Source organism: Falsiroseomonas sp. E2-1-a4, assembly GCF_051433165.1.
Taxonomy (GTDB): Bacteria; Pseudomonadota; Alphaproteobacteria; order Acetobacterales; family Acetobacteraceae; genus Falsiroseomonas.
Genome location: NZ_JBHMFS010000004.1, coordinates 211,203 through 235,764 on the forward strand (window position 1 = coordinate 211,203; position 24,562 = coordinate 235,764).

The 24,562-nt window shown below is 68.9% G+C and carries 27 protein-coding genes; 9 read left to right on the plus strand and 18 right to left on the minus strand.

Features of this window, described 5'->3' with window-relative positions; genetic code table 11:
- Positions 1 to 9: 9 nt before the first annotated feature.
- The 6 genes from ACFHNC_RS06520 to ACFHNC_RS06545 all read right to left on the minus strand — a co-directional run bounded on the left by ACFHNC_RS06520 (position 10) and on the right by ACFHNC_RS06545 (position 4,769).
- Positions 10 to 762: a DUF1194 domain-containing protein gene (locus ACFHNC_RS06520; RefSeq protein WP_437168413.1), complete on the minus strand. Its 753-nt coding sequence runs from the start codon at positions 760 to 762 to the stop codon at positions 10 to 12.
- Between the two features lie 171 nt (positions 763 to 933).
- The gene (locus tag ACFHNC_RS06525) at positions 934 to 1,545 is read right to left on the minus strand and encodes a glutathione S-transferase family protein (RefSeq protein ID WP_437168414.1); all 612 of its coding nucleotides are present in this window, start codon (positions 1,543 to 1,545) and stop codon (positions 934 to 936) included.
- Between the two features lie 108 nt (positions 1,546 to 1,653).
- On the minus strand, positions 1,654 to 2,910 hold the full coding sequence (locus ACFHNC_RS06530; protein ID WP_437168415.1) for an OmpA family protein: 1,257 nt from the start codon (positions 2,908 to 2,910) through the stop codon (positions 1,654 to 1,656).
- Positions 2,910 to 4,037, minus strand: coding sequence for a 5-(carboxyamino)imidazole ribonucleotide synthase (locus ACFHNC_RS06535; protein WP_437168416.1), 1,128 nt, complete (start codon positions 4,035 to 4,037; stop codon positions 2,910 to 2,912). Before ACFHNC_RS06535 ends, ACFHNC_RS06530 begins: the two co-directional genes overlap by 1 nt.
- Positions 4,034 to 4,531, minus strand: coding sequence for a 5-(carboxyamino)imidazole ribonucleotide mutase (gene purE, locus ACFHNC_RS06540; RefSeq protein WP_437168417.1), 498 nt, complete (start codon positions 4,529 to 4,531; stop codon positions 4,034 to 4,036). The genes ACFHNC_RS06535 and purE overlap by 4 nt, the downstream gene beginning before the upstream one ends.
- Positions 4,532 to 4,568: 37 nt before the next feature.
- Positions 4,569 to 4,769, minus strand: coding sequence for a YdcH family protein (locus ACFHNC_RS06545; RefSeq protein WP_216840108.1), 201 nt, complete (start codon positions 4,767 to 4,769; stop codon positions 4,569 to 4,571).
- Positions 4,770 to 4,972: 203 nt separating this feature from the next.
- On the opposite strand from ACFHNC_RS06545, the gene ACFHNC_RS06550 reads away from it, so the two are divergent.
- Positions 4,973 to 5,149, plus strand: a complete 177-nt coding sequence (locus ACFHNC_RS06550) for a YdcH family protein (protein WP_437168418.1) — start codon at positions 4,973 to 4,975, stop codon at positions 5,147 to 5,149.
- 67 nt (positions 5,150 to 5,216) lie between these two features.
- Here ACFHNC_RS06550 and ACFHNC_RS06555 read toward each other — a convergent pair whose 3' ends face one another.
- Complete coding sequence (locus ACFHNC_RS06555) at positions 5,217 to 5,786, minus strand: cell cycle transcriptional regulator TrcR (protein WP_437168419.1); 570 nt, start codon at positions 5,784 to 5,786, stop codon at positions 5,217 to 5,219.
- 240 nt (positions 5,787 to 6,026) lie between these two features.
- Here ACFHNC_RS06555 and ACFHNC_RS06560 point away from each other — a divergent pair, with 240 nt between their 5' ends.
- Complete coding sequence (locus ACFHNC_RS06560; RefSeq protein WP_437168420.1) at positions 6,027 to 6,218, plus strand: DUF1192 domain-containing protein; 192 nt, start codon at positions 6,027 to 6,029, stop codon at positions 6,216 to 6,218.
- 43 nt (positions 6,219 to 6,261) lie between these two features.
- On the opposite strand, the gene ACFHNC_RS06565 is transcribed toward ACFHNC_RS06560, so the two are convergent.
- Together ACFHNC_RS06565 and rpmE are read right to left on the minus strand one after the other, a co-directional pair.
- Positions 6,262 to 6,741, minus strand: coding sequence for an Hsp20 family protein (locus ACFHNC_RS06565; protein WP_437168421.1), 480 nt, complete (start codon positions 6,739 to 6,741; stop codon positions 6,262 to 6,264).
- Positions 6,742 to 6,970: 229 nt separating this feature from the next.
- On the minus strand, positions 6,971 to 7,201 hold the full coding sequence (gene rpmE / locus ACFHNC_RS06570; RefSeq protein WP_092962143.1) for a 50S ribosomal protein L31: 231 nt from the start codon (positions 7,199 to 7,201) through the stop codon (positions 6,971 to 6,973).
- A gap of 198 nt (positions 7,202 to 7,399) precedes the next feature.
- On the opposite strand from rpmE, the gene ACFHNC_RS06575 reads away from it, so the two are divergent.
- The 3 genes from ACFHNC_RS06575 to ACFHNC_RS06585 are packed head-to-tail and all read left to right on the plus strand — an operon-like array spanning position 7,400 to position 9,455.
- Positions 7,400 to 8,146 carry an SDR family oxidoreductase gene (locus tag ACFHNC_RS06575; RefSeq protein ID WP_437168422.1) on the plus strand — a complete coding sequence of 249 codons (747 nt, stop codon included), beginning with the start codon at positions 7,400 to 7,402 and terminating at the stop codon, positions 8,144 to 8,146.
- Entirely contained in the window at positions 8,143 to 9,030 is an 888-nt protein-coding gene (gene pdxY / locus ACFHNC_RS06580; protein WP_437168423.1) for a pyridoxal kinase PdxY, read from the plus strand. Before ACFHNC_RS06575 ends, pdxY begins: the two co-directional genes overlap by 4 nt.
- A gap of 53 nt (positions 9,031 to 9,083) precedes the next feature.
- Complete coding sequence (locus ACFHNC_RS06585) at positions 9,084 to 9,455, plus strand: hypothetical protein (RefSeq protein WP_437168424.1); 372 nt, start codon at positions 9,084 to 9,086, stop codon at positions 9,453 to 9,455.
- Between the two features lie 2 nt (positions 9,456 to 9,457).
- Here ACFHNC_RS06585 and ACFHNC_RS06590 read toward each other — a convergent pair whose 3' ends face one another.
- From ACFHNC_RS06590 to ACFHNC_RS06600, 3 genes are read right to left on the minus strand one after another with little or no spacing between them, the layout of a single operon-like run.
- Positions 9,458 to 11,182 (minus strand): ABC transporter ATP-binding protein, encoded by a 1,725-nt coding sequence (locus ACFHNC_RS06590; RefSeq protein ID WP_437168425.1) that lies wholly within the window; start codon positions 11,180 to 11,182, stop codon positions 9,458 to 9,460.
- A gap of 43 nt (positions 11,183 to 11,225) precedes the next feature.
- Positions 11,226 to 12,200, minus strand: a complete 975-nt coding sequence (locus ACFHNC_RS06595) for a Bug family tripartite tricarboxylate transporter substrate binding protein (protein ID WP_437168426.1) — start codon at positions 12,198 to 12,200, stop codon at positions 11,226 to 11,228.
- 50 nt (positions 12,201 to 12,250) lie between these two features.
- Positions 12,251 to 13,840 carry an ABC transporter substrate-binding protein gene (locus ACFHNC_RS06600; protein ID WP_437168427.1) on the minus strand — a complete coding sequence of 530 codons (1,590 nt, stop codon included), beginning with the start codon at positions 13,838 to 13,840 and terminating at the stop codon, positions 12,251 to 12,253.
- A gap of 163 nt (positions 13,841 to 14,003) precedes the next feature.
- Between ACFHNC_RS06600 and ACFHNC_RS06605 the strand changes: the two genes are divergently transcribed.
- The 3 genes from ACFHNC_RS06605 (at position 14,004) to ACFHNC_RS06615 (ending at position 17,346) form a co-directional block, all read left to right on the plus strand.
- The gene (locus ACFHNC_RS06605) at positions 14,004 to 14,315 is read left to right on the plus strand and encodes a hypothetical protein (protein ID WP_437168428.1); all 312 of its coding nucleotides are present in this window, start codon (positions 14,004 to 14,006) and stop codon (positions 14,313 to 14,315) included.
- A gap of 102 nt (positions 14,316 to 14,417) precedes the next feature.
- Positions 14,418 to 15,416, plus strand: coding sequence for a TAXI family TRAP transporter solute-binding subunit (locus ACFHNC_RS06610; protein ID WP_437168429.1), 999 nt, complete (start codon positions 14,418 to 14,420; stop codon positions 15,414 to 15,416).
- A 25-nt stretch (positions 15,417 to 15,441) separates the two neighbouring features.
- Positions 15,442 to 17,346, plus strand: a complete 1,905-nt coding sequence (locus ACFHNC_RS06615) for a TRAP transporter permease (protein ID WP_437168430.1) — start codon at positions 15,442 to 15,444, stop codon at positions 17,344 to 17,346.
- Between the two features lie 51 nt (positions 17,347 to 17,397).
- On the opposite strand, the gene ACFHNC_RS06620 is transcribed toward ACFHNC_RS06615, so the two are convergent.
- Positions 17,398 to 18,822: an alkaline phosphatase family protein gene (locus ACFHNC_RS06620; protein WP_437168431.1), complete on the minus strand. Its 1,425-nt coding sequence runs from the start codon at positions 18,820 to 18,822 to the stop codon at positions 17,398 to 17,400.
- 87 nt (positions 18,823 to 18,909) lie between these two features.
- Between ACFHNC_RS06620 and ACFHNC_RS06625 the strand changes: the two genes are divergently transcribed.
- Positions 18,910 to 19,119, plus strand: a complete 210-nt coding sequence (locus ACFHNC_RS06625; RefSeq protein ID WP_437168432.1) for a hypothetical protein — start codon at positions 18,910 to 18,912, stop codon at positions 19,117 to 19,119.
- A 6-nt stretch (positions 19,120 to 19,125) separates the two neighbouring features.
- On the opposite strand, the gene ACFHNC_RS06630 is transcribed toward ACFHNC_RS06625, so the two are convergent.
- From ACFHNC_RS06630 to ACFHNC_RS06650, 5 genes are read right to left on the minus strand one after another with little or no spacing between them, the layout of a single operon-like run.
- The gene (locus ACFHNC_RS06630) at positions 19,126 to 20,004 is read right to left on the minus strand and encodes an ABC transporter permease (protein ID WP_437168433.1); all 879 of its coding nucleotides are present in this window, start codon (positions 20,002 to 20,004) and stop codon (positions 19,126 to 19,128) included.
- Positions 20,005 to 20,006: 2 nt separating this feature from the next.
- Entirely contained in the window at positions 20,007 to 20,948 is a 942-nt protein-coding gene (locus ACFHNC_RS06635; RefSeq protein ID WP_437168434.1) for an ABC transporter permease, read from the minus strand.
- Position 20,949: 1 nt separating this feature from the next.
- A complete protein-coding gene (locus tag ACFHNC_RS06640) occupies positions 20,950 to 21,978 on the minus strand; it encodes an ABC transporter ATP-binding protein (protein ID WP_437168435.1) in 1,029 nt (342 codons plus the stop codon).
- Entirely contained in the window at positions 21,975 to 22,958 is a 984-nt protein-coding gene (locus ACFHNC_RS06645) for an ABC transporter ATP-binding protein (RefSeq protein ID WP_437168436.1), read from the minus strand. The genes ACFHNC_RS06640 and ACFHNC_RS06645 overlap by 4 nt, the downstream gene beginning before the upstream one ends.
- Positions 22,955 to 24,562 (minus strand): ABC transporter substrate-binding protein, encoded by a 1,608-nt coding sequence (locus tag ACFHNC_RS06650; RefSeq protein WP_437168437.1) that lies wholly within the window; start codon positions 24,560 to 24,562, stop codon positions 22,955 to 22,957. Before ACFHNC_RS06650 ends, ACFHNC_RS06645 begins: the two co-directional genes overlap by 4 nt.

Below are 24,562 nucleotides of genomic sequence, written 5' to 3' on the forward strand. Positions count from 1 at the left end.
TCCCGGGCTTCAGGCATAGGCGCGTTCGACCAGCGGGCCGGGTGGCGGGGCGGTGGCGATCTCGCGGATGATCTTGCGCTTCACGGCCGTCTCGAAGGCCTCGAAGCCCTCCGCCACCATCAGGAAGGCGCCGGGCCCGCCGATCACCTCGTCCCGGTAGTACGAATCGAGCGGCGGCATGCCCGCGGCCCGGGGCTGCGGCGACCGGTCGAGCACCGCCAGCCCGTTCAACACAATTCCCTTGGCCAACGCATCGGCGCGCGCATCGGCAACGGGGCGGCCGGAATTGCTGATGCCGTCACCGGAGATGTCCACCACCTTCCGCGTGCCCTCATAGCCCTGGCCGAACAGCCCGGCGGCGTAATCCATGGCACCTGATATGGACGTATAGAGCCAGGTGCGGCGCGGCGCGGCATCCAGCGCCTGCGCCAGCCCTTCTGCCGCGGCGGCGCCATCCACCCGCGTCCAGGGCACCAGCAATTCCTGGATGTGCCAGTCGGACCAGGTGAACAACGTCACCGCGATCTGGCCGAGCGGGCCGCCGGCGATGCCCTCGATCAGCTTCGGGTCGCGGAAGGCGGCGGCGTAGCCCCGGAACTGCAGCTCCTGCTCCTGCTCATCGACGGAGCGGCTGACATCGACGGCCAGGACCAGTTCGATATCGACCGGCTCCATCGCCCGGGCCGGGGCAGGGCGCAGGATCAAGGGGGCGGCGAGCGCCCCGCTGATCAGGCCTCGCCGAGTGGGGGATCCGATCCTCATGGTGCACACGCTCCTTCGCAGCCGTCATGGCCGTGTCTGAAGCGGTACTCCCGTTGGATTTCCTAGCGGTGAATGCTGCGGCGCAACATAAAAACTGCCGCATATTGAGGCTGTGCGGCTAGGGAATGAGCCATTGAAGGCCCGGGGCGCCGGTATTGCCTAATCCGCAGGCTATTCAGCCTTGAAGCGGGTTTCGCCGATGGCTGGGATGGCGTTGGCCCGGTCGCGCAGCGCCGCCAGCGCCGGGAAGCGGCCGGCGGCCAGCTCGGGCAGCACGATGTCGGCGAAATCCAGGCCGGCCACGGCCGTCACATCGGCCTGCGTCAGCTTCTCACCGCAAAGCCAGCCGTGCGATTCGGCCAGCCGGTCGAGCGCCGCGAAGGCCGCCTGGGCCTGGGCGGTTAGCTTCGCCTGGCCTTCGGCCCAGCGCAGCCCATCCGGGCGACGGGTCTCGTAATAGGCGCCCACCACCTTTTCCGTCGCGCCGACGGCCAGCGCCACGGCGCGCAGCACGTCCCGCCGCGCAGCGCCGGAGCGTGGCACCAGGGCGCGTTCCGGGCCTGCCAGATCATCCAGCGCATCCAGGATGGCGGCGCTGTCCAGCAGCACCTCCCCATCCTCCATCACCAGGGCGGGCACGCGGCCCAGCGGGTTGAAGCCGCGGATTTCCTCCGCGTTCTGCGCCACGCTGAAGGGGCGCTGCGTGAAGCGCAGGCCCAGAAGGTTGAGACTGGCCGCGGTGCGGCGGACGAAGGGGGACAGATTGCGGCCGATGAGAATCATGCGCGCAGACTTCCCCGGACCACGCCAAAAGAAAAGAGGCACGGGCAAAAGAAAAGGGGGTGCCTTGCGGCACCCCCCGTTCCGGTCGCTGTGTCGGGAAGCCTGCGATCAGCGCAGGACGATCTCGACGCGGCGGTTCTGCGGCTCGCGAACGCCGTCGGCGGTCGGAACCAGCGGGCGGCTCTCGCCGAAGGCCTGGATGGCCATCGCGGCGCGCGGCACGCCACGGCGCTCGAGCTCGGCAGCCACGGCGGCGGCGCGGCGCTCGGACAGGCGCTGGTTGTACTGCGGCGAGCCCGAACGGTCGGCGTGGCCGGAGACCTCGATGCGGGTCGAGCCGACGCCCTGGCTGTTCGTCGCGGCCTCACCGATGATCTGGCGGGCACGGTCCGTCAGGTCGGCGCGGTCGAAGTCGAAGAACACCAGGTAGGTGCGGGCAACGGCCGGAGCGGCGGCCGGGGCCGGGGCCGGGGCCACGACCGGCGGCGGCGGCGTCACGCCAAAGGCGTAGCGCAGGCCGATCAGCAGGCTGTGGTTGAAGTTGTCCATTTCCGCATTGCCGGGCGCGGAGAAGTCACGACGGGCGCCGACTTCATTGTCGAGCGTGCCCATGAAGCGGTATTCTGTGGTGACGGCGAGGCCCGGGATTTCCGCGACGTTGAAGGCGAGGCCGGCGATCGCCTGATAGGCGAAGCGGCCGTCGGTGCCGTTCATGCTGATGGTGCCGGGGACGCCGACGTTGCCGCGGATGTCGTTGTCGACCCACTGGTAGCCGGCGCCGACGCCGATATATGGCGTCAGCGGGATGCTCGGGCCCAGGTCGAAATCATACAGCGCATTCGCCATCACGCCGTAGGTGGCGACGCTGCCCAGCGTGCGGTTGTTGGAGGGCAGGCCGAAGCCGCTCACCTTGTCCACATCGTTGTTGCGGTACGAACCCTCGATCTCGGCGCGAATGCCGTTGCCGAAGCCGTAGCCAAGGCTGAGCGTCCCGACAAAGCCGTACTTGAACTCGGTGGTGCCGCCACGCGGGCCGAGCATGTTGTTGGACAGCGTCGCGTCCGAATTCTGGCGCAGGTTGGCGCCGACGCCGGCGCCGACATAAATGCCGCTGATCGGCTGGGCGTTCGCCGCGAGCGGCAGGGCCAGCACCGTTGCGGCCAGAAGAATCTTCCTCAGGCTCATGACAATCTCCTCAAAGACAAAACCGACACCGTCTGGCGTGGGTCTGTGCCGGATTGGCTCAACCCCCGCAACGCCTAGTGCATAGCCGACTTCTACACCGATTTGTGCGATCAAACACCCTAACACACCCACTTCCCGATACTGTGACCACAACAGCACACGGGTGTGTGGCTTCTTCATCACAGTGGAGCAAGAAGCTCGGCATCCGGTGTGTTGCGGAGGGTGCCAGGCGGCAGCAGCCGAGTCGCGTGACCCAGTTTCCGGCCAGCCCGCGCTTCCGCCTTGCCATACAGGTGCAGTGCGACATCCGGCGCTGCGGCCAGTGCCGGCCAGGCGGCGAAGCTCTCGGGACCTACCAGGTTCTTCATCACCGCATCGGCGTGACGCCCAGGTTCCGGCAGCGGCAACCCGGCGACGGCACGCATGTGCAGCTCGAACTGGCCGTGGTGGCAGGCATCCATGGTCCAGTGCCCGGAATTATGCGGTCGCGGCGCCATTTCATTGGCCAGCAGCGTGCCATCCGGCAGCAGGAACAGCTCCAGCGCCAGCACGCCCACCAGCTCCAGCGCCGCGGCCAGCGCCGCGACATGGGCGCGGGCCTGGAGCGCCACCGGGTCCGGCACCATCGCAGGGGCGAAGCTCAGATCCAGGATGTGGTGGGCGTGGCGATTCTCGACCGCGTCGAAGGTCACCACCTGCCCATCCAGGCCGCGGGCCGCGATGGCCGAGACCTCCTTCGCGAAGGGGATGAAGGCCTCCAGGATCAGCGGGCGCGGCGCCAAGCGGGCGAAGGCCTCCGCCGCATCGCCGGGCGCGCGCAACACGGCCTGGCCGCGGCCGTCATAGCCCATACGGGTGGTCTTCAGCACCGCGGGCAGGCCGAGATCGGCGATGCCGGCCTCCAGCTCCGCCAGGCTGTGCACCGCGCGCCAGGGGCCGACCGGGATGCCCGCCTGTTCGAAGAAGCGCTTCTCCGCGATGCGGTCCTGGCCGATTCGCAGCGCCGCGACGCCGGGGCGGCAGGGCACCAGCGGCGCGATCGCATCCAGCGTGGCGGCGGGCACATTCTCGAACTCGAAGGTCACCACATCCACCGCCGCGGCGAAGGCGGCCAGTGCGGCTTCGTCCGTATAGGCGGCAATGGTGCGGGCGGCGGCCACCTGCATGCCGGGGCTGTCATCCTCCGGTGCGAAGACATGGCAGCGATAGCCGAGTGCCGCGGCGGCCAGCGCCGACATGCGGCCAAGCTGCCCACCGCCGAGGATGCCGATGGTGGAGCCAGGTGGGAGTGGGGCGGTGTGGGTCAAATCGGCGACTCCGCCACCGAGTCGGTCTGGGCCGCGCGGAACGCCGCCAGCCGCGCGGCCAGGGCAGGGTCCTCCAGCGCCAGGATGGCGGCGGCCAGCAGGCCGGCATTGATGGCGCCGGCCTTGCCGATGGCCAGCGTACCCACCGGAATGCCGCCGGGCATCTGGACGATGGACATCAGGCTATCCATGCCCTTCAGCGCGTGGCTTTCAACCGGCACGCCGAGTACCGGCAGCGCGGTGAGGGAGGCGACCATGCCGGGCAGCGCCGCGGCCCCGCCGGCGCCGGCGATCAGCACCTTCAGCCCACGCCCTGAAGCGGCTTTCGCATAGTCATACATGCGGGTGGGGGTGCGGTGGGCGGAGACCACCCGTGTTTCATGCGGCACATCCAGCCGGGTCAGGATCTCCGCCGCATGGCGCATCGTCTCCCAATCCGAGGTGCTGCCCATGATCACGCCCACGCGCGGTTGCGGGGGGTTCACTTCGCTCATCGTTACCTCGGCAGTAGGGCGGTTCGGTCTGGCAGGTTCAGGCGATGATGTCAGGGACCAGCTGGCTTTCCAGCCAGGCGATCTCGTCCTTCAGCTTGAGTTTGCGCTTTTTCAGGCGCTGCAATTGCAGGGCATCGGTCCCGGCCTCATCGAGGCGGGCGATCACGGTATCCAGGTCCCGGTGCTCGCTGCGCAGTTCGTGCAGACGGCGGAGGAGGCTGTCGCGGTCGGCCTGCATGCGCCCCCGAATATGACGGTTGGATGTCTCAAACTTGGCGCTGGAAAGCGCCGCCCACCCGCATAACATGACATCTGCGGGCGCAGAAGGGACGGTTGCGCGCCCGGGGCCGGTTCCGCCGCCTGAATCCCCATGCGGTGCCCGCCCCCTGGCGTGGATCGTGCCGCCGCTGCCCCGCAAGGCAACGGACAAGGATGATTTGCATGGCCGAGGCTGCCCGTATCCGCTCCCTTGAGGCGCGGCATGCCACGCTGGAAACGCGAATCGCGGAGGAAGGCGGGCGACCGCGCCCCGATGATCTGGCGCTGATGCGCCTGAAGCGCGAAAAATTGCGCCTCAAGGAGGAGATGGAGAAGCTGAAGGGCGCCTTGGTCCACTAGAACCGCGCCCGCAACCTCCTCCCGCGGCCAGGAGGGCCGCGGGAGGATGGCTTGGCGAAAGCCTGCCTCAGGCGGCCGCGTCGTCCAGCGGCTGCGGCGGGGCGACGGGGCCACCGGCCCGGTCATTGGCGGTGCCGACCGCCTCATTCAACGAGGTCTGCGTGCAGAGGCCCAGGGTCACCGGATCCCGCGGCTTGATGTTCGCGGTGTTCGGATGGGTCTTGTCCCGCACCTTGCCAATGGTTTCCTTGGTGGTGGCCAGCAGCTTCACGATCTGCGGGTCCGACAGCTGCGGGTAGTTCCGCAGCAGCCAGGCGATCGCATCCGGCCGCTCCGTCCGCTTCGCCACCGGAATGTAGCGGGCGCCCTTGTTGCGCTGCTTGAGCAGCGGCGTGGCGCGTTCCGTCAGCACCAGGCGCGCGGCCGGGTTGGCCTCGCAGCGGATGATTTCCTCCCGCGTCAACTGGTCGTTCGCGACCGGATCGTAGCCGACGATGCCCTGCGCCACCTCGCCATCCGCGATCGCCTGGACTTCCAGCGGGTGCATGCCGACAAATTCGGCGATCTGCTCGAAGGAGAGCGACGTCTTTTCGATCAGCCACACCGCGGTGGCCTTCGGCATCAGGGGCGTCTTCATGATGGGACCCTTAGAGCCGCTTCACCCTGCCCGGGGCACGATGAACCGCCTACAGCTTGTTGTTACATCGCAGTTTTCGAGTCGTCCGGCAAAGCCGCAAGGCTGGAAAATGCTTCAGGTGGTTTGGCCCGCGACCCGGGCAGCCAACCGTACCGCCAGGGGCGCCCGCGCCTCGTTGCTTCGGATATAGAGAGCGGCCGAGGCCGGGTCAAAGCCTTGAGGACAGGAGAAAGGGCCAGAATGATGATGGAGGAGGAGGGGCCGCGCCCCACCGCGCGCTTCACCCGGCCGGTGATGGATCGCTGGGACGTGGACGAGCTGCGCGCCTATATCGCCGAGTTGCAGGTGGAGATCGCCCGCGCGGAGGCCGAGATCGGCAAGCGCCAAGCCGGACGCGCCGCGGCGGATATATTCTTCAAGGCGCCGCGCTGAGATGCGAAAGGGCCGGCGGATCGCTCCGCCGGCCCGGTTTGCCTCAGGCTGCGCGGGCCTGCGGCGCCTCATTTTCCAGCACGCGCTGGGTCTTCGGCGCCTGGATCTCGATCCGGCGCGGCTTCAGCGCCTCCGGCACCTGGCGCTTCAGCGCCACATGCAGCAGGCCGTGTTCGAGCTGCGCACCCTCGATGACGATGTGGTCGGCGAGGACGAAGCGACGCTCGAAGGCCCGGCCGGCGATGCCGCGGTATAGCACCCGGCCATTATCCTGGGCGGTGGAGGCGGGGGCGGCCTTGCCGGCGATGGTCAGCGTGTTGTCATGCGCCGTGACCTCGATGTCGTCCGGGCCGAAGCCGGCGACGGCCATGGTCAGCACATAGCTGTCCTCGGCGGTCTTTTCGATGTTGTAGGGCGGGTAGCTGGGCCCGTCCGCCGCCGCACGGGCGGATTCCGCCAGTCGGGCCATGCGGTCGAAGCCGATGGCGGAGCGGAACAGGGGAGAGAAGTCGAGAGCGTTCACGGAAGACCTCCTGCGATAGCAAGGTCGTTGCACGGCGGATTTCCGTCTATTGCCCCCGCCAGGCGGGCGGCATCGTCCGGGATCCACGCCGTCGGCCCCGATCGGGCACCGCCGGCAGCGCAGGAATTGGTGAAACGGCCGAGCGGGTTCAAGAGGGGCCCAAACGCGAAAAAGCGCGCCCCGGAGACCCCGGGGCGCGCCCTTTCTGAACCCTGTAATCCGCGCCGGATCAGGCCGTCTTGCGGACGCCGAGGCCAGCGAACTTCTTGTTGAACTTAGCGATCTGGCCGCCGGTGTCCATCACCCGCTGCTGGCCGGTCCAGGCCGGGTGCGACTTTGGGTCGATGTCGAGGCGCATGGTGTCGCCTTCCTTGCCGTAGCAGGACCGGGTGGTGAAGGTCGTACCATCCGTCATGATGATGTTGATGGTGTGGTACTCGGGGTGGATGTCGGGCTTCATCGCATTGTGCTCGCGCATATGGGCCCACCGACAGCGACCGGCAGGCGCGGGAAGGCGGGCTATAGAGGACACCCCCACCCGGCGCAACCCGCGGAGCGGCGCCACGCGCGAGCGCATGGCGACCATGCGGGCCATACCCATTGAGGCCCCGCGCCGTTTGGTGGACCCTTCCAGACGCAGCTTCCAGGGGATGATCGCATGCGCCTGCAGGGAAAATCCGCCATCGTCACCGGCGCCGCCTCCGGCTTCGGAGAGGGCATCGCCCGCCGCTTCGCCGCCGAGGGCGCCTGGGTGATCTGCGCCGACATGAACCTGGAGGGTGCGACCCGCATCGCGGAGGAGATCGGCGGCACGCCGATCGGCGGTGACGTCTCCCGCGAGGCCGATGTGCAGGCGCTGGTCGCCAAGGCGGTGGAGGAATTTGGCGGCCTCGACATCGTGGTGAATAACGCCGGCACCACCCACCGCAACAAGCCGATCCTGGAGGTGACGGAGGACGAGTTCGACGGTATCTATGCGGTGAACGTGAAGTCCATCTTCTGGATGGTGCGCGCCGCCGTGCCGGTGATGCAGAAGCAGGGCCGCGGCGGGTCGATCATCAACATCTCCTCCACCGCCGGCATCCGGCCGCGGCCGGGGCTGACCTGGTACAACTCGACCAAGGGCGCGCTGAACACGGCGACCCAGGCGATGGCGCAGGAATTCGCCAGGGACAACATCCGCGTCAACGCCGTCTGCCCGGTGATGAGCGCGACCGGCCTGCTGACCGAATTCATGGGCGGGCCGGATACGCCGGAGATGCGCCAGAAATTCACCGCCACCATCCCGCTCGGCCGCATGTCCACGCCCGCGGATATCGCCAATGCCTGCGTCTGGCTGGGCGAAGACTCGAGCAACTTCATCACCGGCGTGCTGCTGCCGGTGGATGGGGGGCGCTGCGCGTGAACCAGGCGGTCTCCCCGGCCGATGCGGGCCGGCCGCTGAACATCCTGTCGATCCAGTCCTGGGTTTCCTATGGCCATGTCGGCAACGCCTCCGCCGTGTTTCCCCTGCAAAGGCTGGGGGCGGAGGTCTGGGCGCTGAACACGGTGCAATTCTCCAACCACACCGGCTACGGCGCCTGGCGCGGCCAGGTTTTTCCGGGTGAACTGATCGAGGAACTTGTGCTCGGCATTGCCGAGCGGGGCGCCCTGGAGCGCTGCGATGCAGTGCTGTCCGGCTATATGGGCGCGGCCGAGATCGGCGCGGCGATCCTTTCCGCCGTCGCGCGGGTGAAGGCGGCCAATCCGGCGGCGCTGTATTGCTGCGACCCGGTCATCGGCGACATCGGCCGCGGCGTCTTCGTCCGCCCCGGCATTCCGGAATTCATGCGCGACCGCGCCGTGCCGGCCGCCGATATCCTGACGCCGAACCAGTTCGAGCTGGAATGGCTCACAGGCCTGACCATCACCACGCTGGACAGCGCCAAGGCCGCCGTCGCCGCGCTGCAGGCGAAGGGGCCGCGCTGCGTCATGGTGACCTCCCTCCATGTCGAGGACACGCCGGCGGATGGCATGGACATGCTGGTGGGGGAGGGCGGGCGCTTCCACCGCATCCGCACGCCGCTGCTGCCGATTTCCGTCAATGGCGCCGGCGATGCCATCGCGGCGCTGTTCCTGTTCCACCGGCTGCGCTGGGGCGAGCCCTCCGTCGCGCTCTCCGCCGCCGCATCCTCCGTCCACGGCCTGCTGCGGCGCACGGCGGAGGCCGGGTCGCGGGAGATCCTGACCGTTGCGGCGCAGGAGGAATTCGTCACCCCCTCCCGCGTTTTTCGCGCAGAGGCCTGCTGACGCAACAAGTTGTCGGCTGGCGCGTTAAGCTTCCTCACTGGGAGAAATGCGCCATGACCGAAACCCGCCATCCACGTCGAGTCCTGTTCGCCTGGGGTGCCATGTTGGCGGTGGCGCCGGTGCTGGCACGCCCGGCACAGGCGCAGGGCCAGGACATCATCGGCGACGTCTTGCGCCAGTTCCAGGGCGGCGGTGATCCGAACGAGTCCCGCAGGCGCGAGGAGGAATCCCGCCGCGAGCAACGCGAACGTGAGCGCGACGCTTACGAACGCGGCCGGGAGCGGGAGCGGTCTTCCCGCGGTGATGACGACCGCCGAGGCCGCCAGCGCAGCGCCCGCGATCGCGATCGTGAACTGGCCGACCAGCAGCGCCGGCTGGAGGAACAGCAGCGCCGGATCGAGGAAGAACGGCGCCGCCTGCGCTGATCTCAGTCGGCCGCCGCGGCGAATTGCGCCGCGTGCAGCCGGCGATAAGGACCATCGGCCGCCAGCAGCTCGGCATGGCTGCCCTGCTCCACGATGCCCTGCTCCGTCACCACCAGGATGCGGTCCGCGTCACGGATGGTGGCGAGGCGATGCGCGATGATCAGCGTGGTGCGGCCCTGGGCCAGTTCCGCCAGCGCCTGCTGGATGGCGCGTTCCGTCTCCGTATCCAGGGCGCTCGTCGCCTCGTCCAGGATCAGGATGGGCGGGTTCATCAGGAAGATGCGGGCGATGGCGAGCCGCTGCTTCTGGCCGCCGGAGAGCTTCACGCCCCGCTCGCCGATCACCGTATCCAGCCCCTCCGGCAGATCTGCGATCAGCGCGTCCAGCCGGGCGCGGCGGGCGGCCTCGCGGATCTCCGCCTCGCTTGCGCCGAGGCGGCCATAGGCGATGTTCTGCCGGATGCTGCCGGCGAACAGGAACACATCCTGCTGCACCAGCCCGATCTGCCCGCGGAGCGAGGCGAGCGTCATCCGGCGGATGTCGATGCCATCGATCAGGATGCGCCCGCCCAGCACCTCGTAGAAGCGTGGCAGCAGCGAGCAGATGGTGGTCTTGCCGGCGCCTGAAGGCCCGACCAGCGCCACGGTCTGGCCGGGCGCCACTTCCAGATCCAGGTCGCGCAGCACCAGGCGGTCCGGCGTGTAGCCGAAGGTCACGCGCTCGAACCGCACGGCGCCGTGCAGCGGCGGCGCCGGCTTCGCATCCGGCGCATCGGCGATGTCCGGCTGCATCGCCATGAGGTCGAGGTAGCTGCGGAAGCCGGCGAGGCCCTTCGGGTAGGTCTCGATCACCGCGTTGATCTTCTCGAGTGGCCGGTAGAACACATTGACCAGCAGCAGGAAGGCGACAAAGTCGCCGATGGTGAGGCTGCCGGCGACGATGAAGGCAGCACCCGCCAGCATCACCACAAGCTGCACCAGCCGCATGCCGAGGTAGTTCAGCGTCATGCTGACCGCCATGATGCGGTAGGCATCCAGCTTGGTGCGCTGGTACTGCGCGTTGTCGGCGGCGAACAGCTTCCGTTCGTGCGCCTCGTTGGCAAAAGCCTTGACCACGCGGATGCCGCCGACCGCTTCCTCGATGCGGGCATTGAAGGCGCCGACGCGGCCGAACTGCGCCTGCCAGTTCTGCGTCATCCGCCCGCCGTAATGCGCAACGACCCAGGCGACCACCGGCACGATCCCCGCCGTCAGCAGGGCGAGCGCCGGGCTGACCAGCAGCATTAGCGCGAAGGCGCCGAGGAAGGTCAGCACCGCGACCAGCAGATCCTCCGGCCCGTGATGCGCGACCTCTCCGATATCCTCCAGGTTCTTGGTGACACGGCCGACCAGGTGGCCGGTCTTCTGGTTGTCGTAGAAGCGGAAGGACAGGCGCATGAGCTGGTCGAAGGCGTTGCGCCGCAGCTCTGTCTCGATGGCGATGCCGAGCACATGGCCCCAATAGGTGACCACCGCCATCAGCCCCGCATTGACCAGGTAGATCGCCAGCAGCACGGCGACGGCCAGGCCGATGATGCCCATATCCTGCTGCGGCAGCAGATGGTCGATGAAGGCGCGCACGGCCATGGGAAAGCCGAGCTCCAGCACGCCGGACAGCGCGGCGCAGCCGAAGGCGATCAGCGCCAGGCGCAGGTGCGGGCGGTAGAATTGCAGGAATTGTCGGAGCATGGGGCGGCGATACACCACCCCATGCCGCGGCCGCAAAGGGTTCTCAGCTCGGTTCGATGCCGGCTGCGCGGACCAGGCGCTGCCAGTTCTGGCTGTCGGCGGCGAGCTGGGCGGCGAAATCCGCCTCGCTGGTCGGGCGCGGGGTCAGGCCGCGGCGGCCGAATTCGACGGCGACATCCGGGTCTGCCAGCACGGCGCGCAGCGTATCGCCCAGGCGGGTGCGGATGGCGGCCGGCGTCGCCTTCGGCACCAGCACGCCGTCCCAGTTCAGCACCTCATAATCCGCAAGGCCTGCCTCGATCATGGTCGGCATCTCCGCCAGCTCCAGCGCCCGCTGGCGGGTAGTGACGCCGAGCGCGCGGATGGTGCCGGCCGCGATATGGCTCGTCACGGTCCCCATGGGCGAGAAGGAGAAGTCATGCTCCCCCGCCACCAGCCCGAGCATCTGCGGCCCGCCGCCGCGATAGGGCACCGCAACCGTCTTCACCCCGGCGATGCTGTCCAGCAGGATGCCGCAGAGATGGCCGGGAGAGCCGACGCCGCCGGTGCCATAGGTCAGCGTATCCGGCCGCGCCCTGGCCGCGGCCAGCAGATCCGCCACGCTGCGGAAGGGCTTCGCGGCCGGCACCACCAGCACATTGGTGGCGTTGAACAGCATCGACAGCGGCGCGAGGTCCGCGATCGGGTCGAAGGGCATGTTCCGCAGCAGCGCCGGGTTCACCGCCAGCGTGCCGATATTGGCGGAGACCATGGTGGTGCCATCCGGCTGCGACCGCGCCGCGGCCTCCGCCGCGATGTTGCCGCCGGCGCCGGTGCGGTTCTCGATCACCACATTCTGGCCGAGCCGTGCCGCCAGCCTGGGCTGGATGATGCGCAAAGCGGCATCGGATGCGCCGCCGGGCGGGAAGCCGATCAGCAGGCGGATCGGGCGGTCGGGCGACCAGCCCTGGGCGCGTGCCAGGGAAGGCGCGGCCAGGGTTGCGGCCAGGGCGGCCAGGAGGGGTCGGCGGGCGAGCATGGGCGCGGATCCTACGAAGGGACCCTTGCGCCCATGCAATCATCACGCCATCAGATGCGCCGCACGTTGATCGGCAGCGCCATGCCCTTCTGCGGCGCCGAGATGGTCTTGCGCCAGGCGCTGTCCACGAAATACTGGCCGAGCGGGATGAAGGGCACGTCCTGCCAGAACTGCGCCTGCAAACGCCGCGCAATGCCCTTCTGGACGTCGAGGTCCGGTGCCTCCAGCCATTCATCGCGCAGCGATTCCAGCGCCGGGCTGGTGGGCCAACCGAACCAGGCCTGTCGGCCATTGGCGCGCAGCAGCGGATGCACGCCGGGATTGCCGAGATCGACACCGCCGAACAGCACGATCAGCGCATTCCAGCCGCCCTCGCTCGGCGGGGTCATCCGGCCGCGGCGTTGCAGGACGGTGCCCCAGTCGCTGATGGCGCTTTCGGCGTTGAGGCCGGAGCGTTTCAGCGCATCGGTCAGCACCGTCGTCATGGTGTTGTTGTTCACCACATCAGTCGGGTGCAACACCGTCACCGGCTGATTGGCGTAGCCGGCCTCCCGCAATGCAGCCCGTGCTGCATCGAAGCTGCGCGGGCCGGTCAGCGCGGACAGGCCTTCATCATTCGCCAGCGGCGAGGAGCGCGGGAAGACCCCCATGCCATCCGCCCACAGCGCCCGGTCGGTGCCCATGATCGAGGTCATGAAGTCGGCCTGGTTGATCGAATGCAGCAGCGCGCGGCGCACCCGCACATCGTCGAAGGGTGCATGCAGATGGTTGAAGCGGAGATGCGCCATCAGCCCGCCGAAATCCACGCGCTCCACCGTGATGTCGCGGTTGCGTGCCAGCAGCGGGCGCAGGTCGGGCGCCACTTGTTCGTACCAGTCGATCTCGCCGGATTGGATGGCGGCGGCGGCGGTGCCGGCATCAGTGATGATGTTGAACTCCACCCGCTCGAAATGCGCGTGCTTGGCGCCGCCGAGCAGGCTGGGCGGGTTCGGGTTCGGCACGTAGTCGGCGAAGCGCTGATAGACCACGCGGGCGCCCGACAGACGCTCATTCGCCACGAAGCGATAGGGGCCGCTGCCTACCACCTCGGTGAAGGGGGTGGTCGGGTCCACCGTCGCGAAACGCTCGGGGAAGATGAAGCAGGGGTAGGAGGAAGGCTTGCCCAGCGCCTCCAGCATCGGGCCGAACTTCTGCTTCAGGCGGATCTCGAAGCGGCGATCGTCCAGCGCCGTCATGGTTTCGGTGCGCGCCCGCAGGGTCTGGCCCAGCGTGTCCCGCGCCGACCAGCGGGCGATGGAAGCGATGGCATCCTGCGCGCGGATCGGCGTGCCATCGTGGAACCTGGTGCCGGGCCGCAGGGTGAAGACCCAGCGCAGCCCGTCATCCTCCACCACATGCCCCTCGGCGAGCTGCGGCCGCATGACGAAATCGGTGTCCGGGCCATACAGCGTGTCCCAGCACATATGGCCGTGGTTGCGGACGCCGTAGCTGGTGGTGCTCATCGGGTCGAGGCTGGTGACATCAGCCTGCGGGATGAAGCGCAGCGTATGCGCCGCATTGCCCTGCGCCAGGGAAGGGGCGGGCAGCGACAGGGGGAGGGAGGCTGCGGCCAATCCGGTCAGCAGGCTGCGGCGATACATGGGTCTCTCCGGTGCGTATACCTGCCGATATCCTGCAAGCGATTGCACCTGCGATGCAACCGCCCTTGAAGCGCCCCGGTCCCGGCGCCAGATGCGCGTCAGGTCCGGGCCCCTCTGGCGCAGCCGCGTGATGTCGGACCTCCACTCGTGGAGGTTTCAGCCCATGCCGCAGATCTTTGGCGACTTGATCGCCTGGCTCGTAGCCGCCTTCCTGGTCAACCCGCTGACGGCGGAGGTGCAGTCTCGCCTGGCGGAGGCGAATGCGCCCGCCGCCATCGTGGCCCAGGTCGCCGCCTGCGGCGCAGCGGCGGCACCCGTGCTGCTGCAGCGGGCGACGGACGACCCCTGGTGGGCGATGCGCACCGGATTCGCCACTTGGATCGGCACGGTTCAGCCGGATGCGGTGCTGGGGCAGGCGGCGCCTCGTTGCGGGCCGGCGATGCAGGCGGCGCGGCCTTTCCTGCTGCGAAGCTGAGCAGGCGCTGAGGGGCTTATCGATAAAGCTGGTTTCGTACCGGTTGCGCGCCGGGCAGAGCGTCGCGCATGATCCCCCGGCAAACAAACGGGGAGGCCCTCGATGGCCATCATGATTCCGCGCCGCGGCGCGCTACTGCTGGGCGCCGCGGCACTTTCGATGCCGGCAATCCGCACCGCCCAGGCCCAGCAGACCTTCGAATGGGTTGCCGGCTCCGTCGGCGGCGGCTGGTACACCATGGCCGCCGGCCTTTCCTCCCTGATCGGGGAGGAGAACCCCAACATCCGCATCCGCGTGGTGCCGGGCGGTGGCCTGGCAAATTCCACCCGCGTGAACAACGGCCAGTCGCAGCTTGGCTGGGGCATCGATGCCTTCACCGCCGCCGCCGCGCGGGGCGAGGAGCCCTACCGCGCCAAGCACGAGAATCTCCGCAGCCTCGGTTCCGGCTACAGCCCGACCGAGCACAATCTGGTCCGCGCCGTGACTTCCGGCGGGCCGGAGGGGATGCGGGAGATCCTGACCCAGCGCGGCCTGAAGATCGCCTGTCCGCAGCGTTCCTCGACCGATGAGATGACGCTGCAGCGTATCCTGCGCTTCCTCGGCACCAGCCCGGACAAGATCCGCAGCGAGGGCGGCCGCTACCTGAATGGCAGCTACGCCGATATCGGCGCCGCCTATGCCGATGGCCAGGTGGACTACCTGTACGCCGCGCTCGCCAAGCCCGCCGCCCTCCTGACCGAGATCGGCCAGGGCCGCCGCGCATCCCAGCTCGTCGGCTTCCCGGATGATGTCCGCAAGCACCTGTCCGACACCTACGCCTATGCCGAGGGCGTGCTGCCGGCCGGCACCTATCCGCAGCTGCAGAGCGCGGATCTGAAGGTGACGACGATGGACAGCGTCATCCTGGTGCATGAATCGGTGCCGGATGAGGTCGCCTACGGCATCACCCGCACGCTGATCAAGAACCGCGGCACGCGGCTGACGCAGATCCACGCCAGCATGGGCGCCTTCGACCCGGCGGTGGCATGGAAGTACAACGGCGTGCCGTTGCACCCGGGTGCAGCGCGCGCCTTCCGCGAAGCCGGCGCGATGCCGGCCTGAGCTTTGACAGGGCTGGCGCGACAGAATGCGTGAACTCGCCGGCCCGCTGAAGTGGGTCTGTTGGGGTTGGGCCGCGGCAGCTGCCGCGGTCCACCTCTATTTCGGCGGCACGGGCTTCCCCGAGCCGATCCAGATGCGCGGCTTCCATCTGCTGATCTTCACGCCGCTGCTGTTCCTCCTGTACCCGGCCTCCAAGACCCGCTCGCCGAAGCACCGGCCTTCGGTGCTGGACTGGGTCTGGGCGGTCGCATCCGGCGTGCCGCATGCCTGGGTGATGTGGAACTGGATGGCGGTCGCCGACCGCATGGAATATGTCGACCCGTTCACGCCGACGATGATGGCGCTCGGCGTGCTGGCCATCGTCACGCTGCTGGAGGCGATCCGCCGCGCGGTGGAACCTGGCCTTGCCATCATGGTCGCCGTGTCGCTCGCCTATATGCAATTCGGCTGGCTGATCCCCGGCCTGCTGAACGCGCGGCCGTTCAGCCCGGAGGAGATCGTCGAGGCCGCCTGGCTGGTGCCCACCGCGGGCGGTATCTATGGCCCGCTGACGGGCATCGTCGCCACCATCATCGCCGTCTTTATCCTGTTCGGCAGCTTCATGCAGGGCAGCGGCGCCGGCCGGCTGTTCTCCAATTTCGGCACCGCGGTGGCAGGGCGCTATTGCGGCGGGCCGGCCAAGGTCTCGGTGGTGACCTCGGGCCTGTTCGGCACGATGAGCGGGTCTTCCGTCTCCAACGTCATCACCACCGGGTCCATGACCATCCCGCTGATGATCCGCGTCGGCTACCGGCCGGCGGTGGCGGGGGGCATCGAGAGTGCGTCATCCGTGGGCGGCGCGCTGATGCCACCGGTGATGGGGGCGGCGGCCTTCGTCATGGCCGAGATCACCAACATCCCCTACGGCAACATCCTGGTGGCCGCCGCCGGGGGCGCGGTGCTGTACTACTTCGCCATCCTCTCCGCCGTGCATTTCGAGGCCAAGAAGCTCGGCCTGGCGCCGGTGCCAGCGAAGGACATTCCCGCCTGGCGAGAGGTGCTGGCCGACGCGCATCTGGTGATCCCGATCGGCGTGCTGGTGTACCTGATGTCGGAACGCTGGTCCGGCAATTTCGCCGCCTTCTGCGCGGTGCTGTCCATGGTCGCGGTGGCGTTCTTGCGGCGGCGCACCCGGATGACGCCGATGCAGATACTGAACAGCCTGGCGAGCGCAGGGCTGACCATGGCGCCGCTGGCCGTGACCATCGCCGGCGCCGGCATCGTTGTTTCCGCGCTGACAGCCACGGGCATGGTGGTGGCCTTCGGCGGCATCATCAAGGAAGTCGCGGGCGGCGATCTGGCGATGCTGCTGCTGCTGCTGGCCATCACCGTGCTGATCCTGGGCATGGGGATACCCACGACACCCAGCTACATCATCGCGGCGGCCATCGGCGTGCCGCAGGTGCTGGAATTGGGCGCCTACCTGAATGTGGACATGCTGCAGGCGCACATGTTCGTCTTCTACTTCGCGGTGCTGGCGGATACCACGCCGCCCGTCGCGGCGGCCGCCTTCGCCGCGGCGGCGATCGCCAAGGCCAGCCCGCTGATGACGGCGCTGCATTCCTCGCGCTTTGCCATCGCCGGCTTCGCGGTGGGCTTCGCCTTCATCTACGATCCCGGGATCATGATGCGCGGCGGGCTGGTGCAGATCATCGGCTCCATCGGCATCATGGCCGGCGCGCTGGTGCTGTTCACCTCGGCCTATGCGGGCTTCCTGATGGCGCCGATGAACGTGCCGCTGCGCCTGATGCTGGGCGGGCTGGGGCTGGCGGTGGCGTTCTTGCACGCGATCCCGGATGTCGGGCGCTTCGCCCTTGCCTTCCTGTCCCTGGGTCTGGTGGCCGCCTGGCAAATGGCGGCGGCCCGGCGGGCGGCGGTGACGGACGGGTAGCTTGGTGTAGGTGGTTTGCAGGGCGGGCTTGCCCTCCTGCAAACCACCCGCCTATCGCCGCCGCATCCCCGTCGGGTACAGCCGGCCGCCTGCCTCCGTGCGCATGGCGTCCAGCACGAAGCCGCGCGGCATTTCGACCAGTTCCGGGATCGGCGGGGCGTCCTCCGCGGCATCCCAAGCCGCGGCCAGCGGGCGGCCCTCGCAGCCCTCCGTGCGGAGGCCCAGTAGATGCAGCACGGTGGGTGCGATGTCGGTCAGGTCGGCCGGCGCCTGGGCCACGGCACCGCGGCGGAAGGGGCCGCCCTGCATCACCAGCACGGTTGCGAGCTCGGCCCGGTGCAGCCCGCCATGCATGCCACCGCCTTCCGGCACATCCGGCGCATCGAAGGGGGCGTGGCCGGGCAGGCCCCATTCATCGGCCTCGGCGCTGCCGGCGAAGGTGGCGACCAGGTCGGCGCTGCGGCGATGGCCGCTACCGAGCACGGACAGCGCCATCGCCTGGCCGGCGGGCAGGATGGCGGGGTCACGCGCCAACAGCGGCCCGGCCCAGGGCTGGGTGGCCAGGAACTCCGCCACCTGCGGCGCCAGCGTGGGGTCGCGGAACCACAGGCCCGGCGCGGCGGCCGGCGCCACGACCACATCCACATCGGATGCCATGCCGGTGCCGGCGCGAAACCCTGCGCGGCGCAATTCGGCGGCCAGCGACAGCTTGCCGCGGCCGGTGACATGGCCGTGGTCGGACAGCACGATGATGCCGATTTCCGCCGCATCCGGCTGCGCATCCCGCCACGCCATCACCTGGCCCACCACGGCATCCGAGGCCGTCAGCCCGGCCTGCGCCTGCGCTGAAAGAAGCCCGGCATAGTGGAAGGCGATATCCGGCTCGGAAAGCCAGAGCAGCGCCACATCCGGCCGCAGCTTCGGTAGCACATGCTCTAGCAGCACCCGCCCGGCATGGGCGATACGGTCGAGGTTCGGCGCGGCATGCGGTGGCGTCGCGCCGATCTCGGCCCGGATCAGCGCGGCGGTCGCACCCTCCATATCCTCGACATTCCACCGAAAACTGCCGAGGCGGTCCGCTGCCGGGTGCAGCAGCCGAGCCGCGCCCGCGGTGCCGGCGCTGATCAAAGCGAAGCTGCGCCCGGCCTCGGCCAGGCGCTCGCCCAGGCTCGGCCGTTCCAGCGGGCTCTCGGCGCCCTGCGCCATGGCCAGCACGTCTTCCACCAGCTTGGTCCGCAGCAGCCGGTCCGGCGCCACGGCGGCATCGAACAGCGTATTTGCCACCATGCCATGCCCGCCCGGCCGGCAGCCGGTGATGAGGGAGGGTGTCGCAACCCGCGTCTCGCTCGGGAAGACGCTGCGCGCATTGGCGAAGCGTGTCCCGGCGGCGGCGAGTGCGGCCAGGTTCGGCGTGGCTTCCGGCGCGACCATGTCCGGGCGCAGCCCGTCGAGGGCGATCAGGATGAAGCGGGGCATGCGGTCACTGTCTCCAATTTCTCATTGACCCCCGGGCGCCGCCTGGCCGAAGCTGCGGATAAGCAAGGGGGTTGTCGAGGGCTCTCCATGGCGGCGCGCACCACGATCTACCGAGGCCACCGCATCCACTCGGTGCCGCACGGCCCGGGCTGGCGCCTGCGGATCGTGCTGCCGCGGCGCGGCGGCAACACCGTGCTGCGCAACCGCGTGCCGCGCGGCCTGCCGCAATTGCTGGCGGAAGCGCGGCTGCATATCGACCGGCTGCTGGACGGGGCGGCTTGGCAGCACGCCCCGTAGCGTAGGTTACCGCAGCGTCGGGTCCATCTTGTCGCGCAGCCAGTCACCGATCAGGGAGACGGATAGCGTGGTCAGGATGATGGTGAAGGCCGGCGCCAGCAGGATCCACGGCGCCCGGGTCAGATACTCCCGCCCATAGCCCACCATCGACCCGAGCGACGTCGCCGGCGGCTGCACGCCAAGGCCGAGGAAGGACAGCCCCGATTCCAGCAGGATGATCTCGGGGAAGGCCAGCGTCATGGACACGATGAGCGTGGAGGCGATGTTCGGCAGCACATGCCGGCCATAGATCCGCCAGGGCGAGGCACCCAACTGCCGCACCGCCGCCGCATAGCCCTGGCCGCTGGCCGAGATCGCCAGGCCGCGCGCGATGCGGGCGTAGCGTTCCCAGGCATGGAAGCCGAGCAGGCAGATGAACAGCACCATCGAATTGCCGAAGAAGGCCAGCACCGACAGCGCCAGGATCAGGAAGGGCAGGCTGGCGGAGAAGTCCACCAGCGCCAGCACCACCTGTTCCACCAGGCCGCGGAAATGCGCCGCCAGAAACCCCAGCGTGGTGCCGACGACGGCACCGATGATGGTGGCGCCGAAGGCGATCAGCAGGCTCATCCGGATCGAGTAGATCAGGCGGGCCATCACATCCCGCCCCAGCTCATCCGTGCCAAGCGGATGCAGCCAGGTGCCGCCCATGAAGACCGGCGGCGAGAGGCGGTTGCGGAGGTCGAGCGCGGTATAGGCATAGGGGCTGATCACATCGGCCAGCAGCGCGATGCCGAGCATGGAGGCCAGCCAGGCCAGGCCGAACAGCACCATCGGCGGCGGCAGCGACCGCGCCTTGCGGGGCTGGGTGGTGGCCAGGGTGGCGGGTGCGGTGATGTCGGACATGGTCAGGCGGTCCCCGCTGCGCGCTTGGGTTGGTTGCGAAGCCGCGGGTCCAGCAGGCCGTACAGCAGGTCCACGATCAGATTGGCGGTGACCATGGTGGCCGCGACCAGCAGCAGGATGCACTGCACCACCGCAAGGTCCCGGTTCGCGACCGCCACAACCAGCAGGCGGCCGACGCCAGGCCAGGAGAAGACGCTTTCCACCACCACGGCGCCGGCGATCAGGCTGCCGACCATGAAGCCGATGATGGTGACGGTCGGGATGGCGGCGTTGGGCAGAGCATGGCCCCAGACCACCCGGCGCCACGGCACGCCCTTGGCCGAGGCGGTGCGGATATAGGGCTGGCCCAGCACCTCCAGCATGGCGCTGCGGGTGAAGCGCGCCAGCACCGCGGCACCGCCGACGCCCATGGTGATGATCGGCAGGATCGCATGCCGCCAGCTTTCCTGCCCACCGGAGGGCAGCCAGCCAAGCTGCACGGCGAACACCAGAACCAGCAGCAACCCGAGCACGAAGGACGGCACGGTGAAGCCGGCGACTGCCAGCAGCATCACGGCGCGGTCGATGAAGGAATTGCGATACAGCGCCGCGGTAATGCCCGCCGGAATGCCGATGCCCAGCTTGATGATCAGCGCTGGGATCGTCAGCGCCAGCGTCGCCGGAATGCGCTCCGCCACCAGCACGATCGCATCGCGCCCATCGCGCATGGATCGCCCGAGATCGCCCTGGAGAATGGCGCCGAAGTAGTGAAAATATTGCAGCAACACGGGCTGATCGAGGCCCCAGGCGGTACGAAACGCATCCACCGCCTCGGGCGGCGCATCGGCGCCCATGATGATCTGCGCCGGGTCACCGGACAGGCGCAGCACGATGAAGGCGAAGGTCACCACCATGATGATGGTGATGCCGGCGCGCAGCAGGCGGCTGCCGAAGAAACGAATCATCTCAGGCGGCTTCCTTTGCTACGCCGTTGCCGGGCAATACGCCGGTGCCGGGCGCGACTTCGCCCTGCGCCACATGGCAGGCCACCATGCGGCCATCGCCGCTGCGCGGTTTCAGCACGGGGGTTTCGCGCGCGCACAGGCCGGTGGCGAAGGCGCAGCGCGGGTGAAACGCGCAGCCGGAGGGACGGTCCGCCGGGTTCGGCGGGTCGCCCTGCAGCACGATGCCGCGCCCAACCTTGCCGGGATGCGGAATGGCGGAGACCAGCGCCTGGGTATACGGATGCGCCGGCGCGTGCAGCACCTCATCCGGCTCGCCTTCCTCGACGATGCGGCCGAGATACATCACGGCGACCCGGTGGCTGACCTGCCGCACCGCCCGCAGATCATGGCTGATGAACAGGATGCCGAGGCCGAGGCTGGCTTGCAGATCCACCAGCAGGTTCATCACCTGCGCCTGGATCGAGACATCCAGCGCGCTGATCGGCTCGTCGCAGACCAGCAAAGCGGGGTTGGTGGCGAGCGCGCGGGCCAGCACGGCGCGCTGGCGCTGGCCGCCGGACAGCTCATGCGGGTAGCGCGCGGCCTGGTCCGGCCGCAGCCCGACGCCGCGCAGCAGTTCCGCCGTGCGTTCCGTGCGCTCGGCCGGCGTGCCGATGTTGTGGATCTCCAGCGGCTCCGCCACCTGCGTGCCGATCGGCAGGCGACGGTCCAGCGCACCGAGCGGGTCCTGGAACACCATCTGCATGCGCGCACGCGACTTGCGCCAGGCATCGGTGTTGGGCGCCGGCATCGCCTTGCCATCGAACTCCACGTGGCCGTTGTCAGGCTGCTCCAGCCCGAGCACCAGGCGGCCTGTGGTCGATTTGCCGCAGCCGGATTCGCCGACCAGGCCCAGCGTGCGGCCGCGTTCCACCTTTAGCGAAACACCATCCACGGCGCGCACCTCGACCGATTTGCCGAACACGCCGCGGCGCATGGCGTAGCGCCGCGTGATGCTTTCGGCGACCAGAAGTTCTCCGCCGCTTCTCATACGTAGGCCGCCTGATCCTGGGTAACGGGAAGCGTTGCGCGAATGCAGGCGGCGCGATGGCCGCGCCCCAGCCCCACCGGTTCCGGCACCGCGGCGTCGCAGGCGGAGACATGCATGGAACAACGCGGCGCGAAGGCGCAGCCGGGCGGCATCGCCCAGGGCTCCGGCACGCCGCCCGGAATCGCGGACAGCTTGCGGCGCGGGCCGTGCAGCGGCGGCAGCGCGCCGAGCAGGCCGCGGGTGTAGGGATGCGCCGGCGCTTCGAACAACCGCGCGCTCGGCGCCTGTTCCACGATGCGGCCGGCATACATGACGCAGACGCGCTCGCAGCTATCGGCAACCACGCCGAGGTCGTGGGAGATCAGTACCAGCGCCATGCCGGTCTCCTTCCGCAGATCCTGCAACAGGGTCAGGATCTGCGCCTGGATGGTGACGTCCAGCGCCGTCGTCGGCTCATCCGCCACCAGCAATTCGGGGCGACCGGCGAGGGCGATGGCGATCATCACGCGCTGGTTCTGCCCGCCGGACAGTTCATGCGGCCAGGCATCCAGGCGCCGCGCGGCGTCCGGGATGCCGACCTGATCCAGCAGGCGCTTGGCTTCGGCGCGCGCCTGCGGGCCATCCATGCCGCGATGCAGGCGCAGCGCTTCCGTGATCTGCTTGCCGATGCGATGCACGGGATTGAGGCTGCTGGCCGGGTCCTGGAAGATCATCGCGATGCGGCCACCGCGTACGCGGTCCAGCACATCCGGACGGGCCTGCAGCAGTTCCTGCCCGTCCAGTTTCACGCTGCCGGTGACGCTGGCGCGACCGGGCAGCAGGCCCAGCGCCGCAAGCCAGGTCACCGATTTGCCGCAGCCCGACTCGCCAACGAGACCCACGGATTCGCCCGGCGCCACATCGAGGTCGATGCCGCGCAGTGCGAGCTGTTCGTCGAATGCGACGCGCAGCCCCTTGAGCGAGACGAGCGGCGCGGTCATGCACCCACCCGCAGATTGCCGGGGCCGAAGTTCATCGCCCAGCCCTTGGAGGCGCGCCAGTCGATGTCCTTGCGCTTCGCCGTGAAGGCGGCCGCCTGGTGCAGCACGATGTAGCCCGGATCCTCGCGCTCCACGATGGTCAGCAGGCGGCGGAACAGGTCGCGGCGGCGGGCGATATCGGTTTCAGTCTCCAGCGCGGCGGAGGTGCGGTTGAAATCCTCATTCGCCCATTCGCCGGTGCGCTCGGCTTCCGTGCGCGGGCCGAAGCTGCGCAGGATGCCGGCGACCGGATCGCCGAAGATCGAGGTGTTGGACCAGTCGCGCACGCCGCGGCCCGGGGTGCGGGCGGTGACCTGGGCGAAATTCTCCTGCATCGCGATCTGAACGTTGATGCCAACAGCGCGCCACATCTCGATCATGATCTGCGCGTTGGAGACCTGGTTTGTGTAGTAGTTGTTGAGCAGGCGATAGGGGATGGGCTCGCCCTGATAGTTCGCCTCGCGTAGCAGGCGCCGCGCCTCGGCCGGGTCGAAGCGGGGGTTCTCCCAATCCGCCAGGTACATCGCGCCATAGCTCTCAAGCTGCATGCCGCGCGGGATCGCGGTGCGCCCGGCCCAGAGCGCATCGACCAGCACCTGCCGGTCGATCGCATGCGTCATGGCGCGGCGGACCCGCGCATCGGCCAGCACCGGGTTCGTCTTGTCGAAGGCCAGCTTGCGGATGTTGTTGATCGGGCTGCCCAGCACCTCGAAGCGCGCATTGCCTTCGACGACGCTGATCTGGTCGGGCGGAATGTCGCAGGCGAAGTCATACTCGCCGGAGAACAGGCCGTTCACCCGACCGGAGACTTCCGGCACCTCGACGAAACGCAGCCGCCGCGCGGGCGGGCGGCCACCCCAGTAGGAATCATGCGCCTCCATCACCAGCGAGGTGTCCGGGCGGAAATCGGCGATGCGGTAGGGCCCGGTGCCGATCGGTGCGCGGCCCCATTCCAGCCAGCTCGGCGCGGCGGCGAAAGCCTCACGCGACAGGATGGCGCCGACGCTCTGCGCCACGCGGCCTTCCAGCGTCACATCCGGCGTGCGGTTGACGAAACGCACCGTGTGGCGGTCGACGATCTCGATCCGCTCCAGGCCCGGATAGGTGCGGCGGCTGACGGCCACGACCTCGGAAGGCGGCTCCTTCGTCGCGGTGCCGGCCAGTACCGTGGACTGCCCCGCGCCGGTTGCGCCCTTGGTGCCGAACAGGCGCTCGCCGAAGGAAAAGGCGACATCCTCCGCCGTCATCTCCCGCCCATCATGGAAGCGCACGCCGGGCCGCAGCGTGAGCTCCAGCGTCGAGGCATTTGGACGGCGCCATTCGGTGGCGAGGCCCGGAACCAGTTCGGCATTGCCGAGCCAGTTCGTGCCTACAAGCTGCTCCGCATACAGGCCATGAATGCGGAAGCCGACATTGGACTGCTCGCGCGGCGGCTCGAAGGTGTTGGAGTTGGAAAGCTTCTGCACCGCGATCGTCAGCGTCGGACGATTGTCGCTTTGCGCGATGGCCGGCATCGCCAGCAGCGTGGGTGCCGCGAAAAGGGCACGGCGGGTGAAGTTGGTCAT

Excerpts from the sequence above, each read along its gene's own strand:
- ACFHNC_RS06520 (WP_437168413.1), bottom strand. The coding sequence starts at position 762 with ATGAGGATCGGATCCCCCACTCGGCGAGGCCTGATCAGCGGGGCGCTC.
- ACFHNC_RS06525 (WP_437168414.1), bottom strand. The coding sequence starts at position 1,545 with ATGATTCTCATCGGCCGCAATCTGTCCCCCTTCGTCCGCCGCACCGCG.
- ACFHNC_RS06530 (WP_437168415.1), bottom strand. The coding sequence starts at position 2,910 with ATGAAGAAGCCACACACCCGTGTGCTGTTGTGGTCACAGTATCGGGAA.
- purE (WP_437168417.1), bottom strand. The coding sequence starts at position 4,531 with ATGAGCGAAGTGAACCCCCCGCAACCGCGCGTGGGCGTGATCATGGGC.
- ACFHNC_RS06545 (WP_216840108.1), bottom strand. The coding sequence starts at position 4,769 with ATGCAGGCCGACCGCGACAGCCTCCTCCGCCGTCTGCACGAACTGCGC.
- ACFHNC_RS06550 (WP_437168418.1), top strand. The coding sequence starts at position 4,973 with ATGGCCGAGGCTGCCCGTATCCGCTCCCTTGAGGCGCGGCATGCCACG.
- ACFHNC_RS06555 (WP_437168419.1), bottom strand. The coding sequence starts at position 5,786 with ATGAAGACGCCCCTGATGCCGAAGGCCACCGCGGTGTGGCTGATCGAA.
- ACFHNC_RS06560 (WP_437168420.1), top strand. The coding sequence starts at position 6,027 with ATGATGATGGAGGAGGAGGGGCCGCGCCCCACCGCGCGCTTCACCCGG.
- rpmE (WP_092962143.1), bottom strand. The coding sequence starts at position 7,201 with ATGAAGCCCGACATCCACCCCGAGTACCACACCATCAACATCATCATG.
- ACFHNC_RS06575 (WP_437168422.1), top strand. The coding sequence starts at position 7,400 with ATGCGCCTGCAGGGAAAATCCGCCATCGTCACCGGCGCCGCCTCCGGC.
- ACFHNC_RS06585 (WP_437168424.1), top strand. The coding sequence starts at position 9,084 with ATGACCGAAACCCGCCATCCACGTCGAGTCCTGTTCGCCTGGGGTGCC.
- ACFHNC_RS06590 (WP_437168425.1), bottom strand. The coding sequence starts at position 11,182 with ATGCTCCGACAATTCCTGCAATTCTACCGCCCGCACCTGCGCCTGGCG.
- ACFHNC_RS06595 (WP_437168426.1), bottom strand. The coding sequence starts at position 12,200 with ATGCTCGCCCGCCGACCCCTCCTGGCCGCCCTGGCCGCAACCCTGGCC.
- ACFHNC_RS06600 (WP_437168427.1), bottom strand. The coding sequence starts at position 13,840 with ATGTATCGCCGCAGCCTGCTGACCGGATTGGCCGCAGCCTCCCTCCCC.
- ACFHNC_RS06605 (WP_437168428.1), top strand. The coding sequence starts at position 14,004 with ATGCCGCAGATCTTTGGCGACTTGATCGCCTGGCTCGTAGCCGCCTTC.
- ACFHNC_RS06610 (WP_437168429.1), top strand. The coding sequence starts at position 14,418 with ATGGCCATCATGATTCCGCGCCGCGGCGCGCTACTGCTGGGCGCCGCG.
- ACFHNC_RS06615 (WP_437168430.1), top strand. The coding sequence starts at position 15,442 with ATGCGTGAACTCGCCGGCCCGCTGAAGTGGGTCTGTTGGGGTTGGGCC.
- ACFHNC_RS06620 (WP_437168431.1), bottom strand. The coding sequence starts at position 18,822 with ATGCCCCGCTTCATCCTGATCGCCCTCGACGGGCTGCGCCCGGACATG.
- ACFHNC_RS06625 (WP_437168432.1), top strand. The coding sequence starts at position 18,910 with ATGGCGGCGCGCACCACGATCTACCGAGGCCACCGCATCCACTCGGTG.
- ACFHNC_RS06630 (WP_437168433.1), bottom strand. The coding sequence starts at position 20,004 with ATGTCCGACATCACCGCACCCGCCACCCTGGCCACCACCCAGCCCCGC.
- ACFHNC_RS06635 (WP_437168434.1), bottom strand. The coding sequence starts at position 20,948 with ATGATTCGTTTCTTCGGCAGCCGCCTGCTGCGCGCCGGCATCACCATC.
- ACFHNC_RS06640 (WP_437168435.1), bottom strand. The coding sequence starts at position 21,978 with ATGAGAAGCGGCGGAGAACTTCTGGTCGCCGAAAGCATCACGCGGCGC.
- ACFHNC_RS06645 (WP_437168436.1), bottom strand. The coding sequence starts at position 22,958 with ATGACCGCGCCGCTCGTCTCGCTCAAGGGGCTGCGCGTCGCATTCGAC.
- ACFHNC_RS06650 (WP_437168437.1), bottom strand. The coding sequence starts at position 24,562 with ATGACCAACTTCACCCGCCGTGCCCTTTTCGCGGCACCCACGCTGCTG.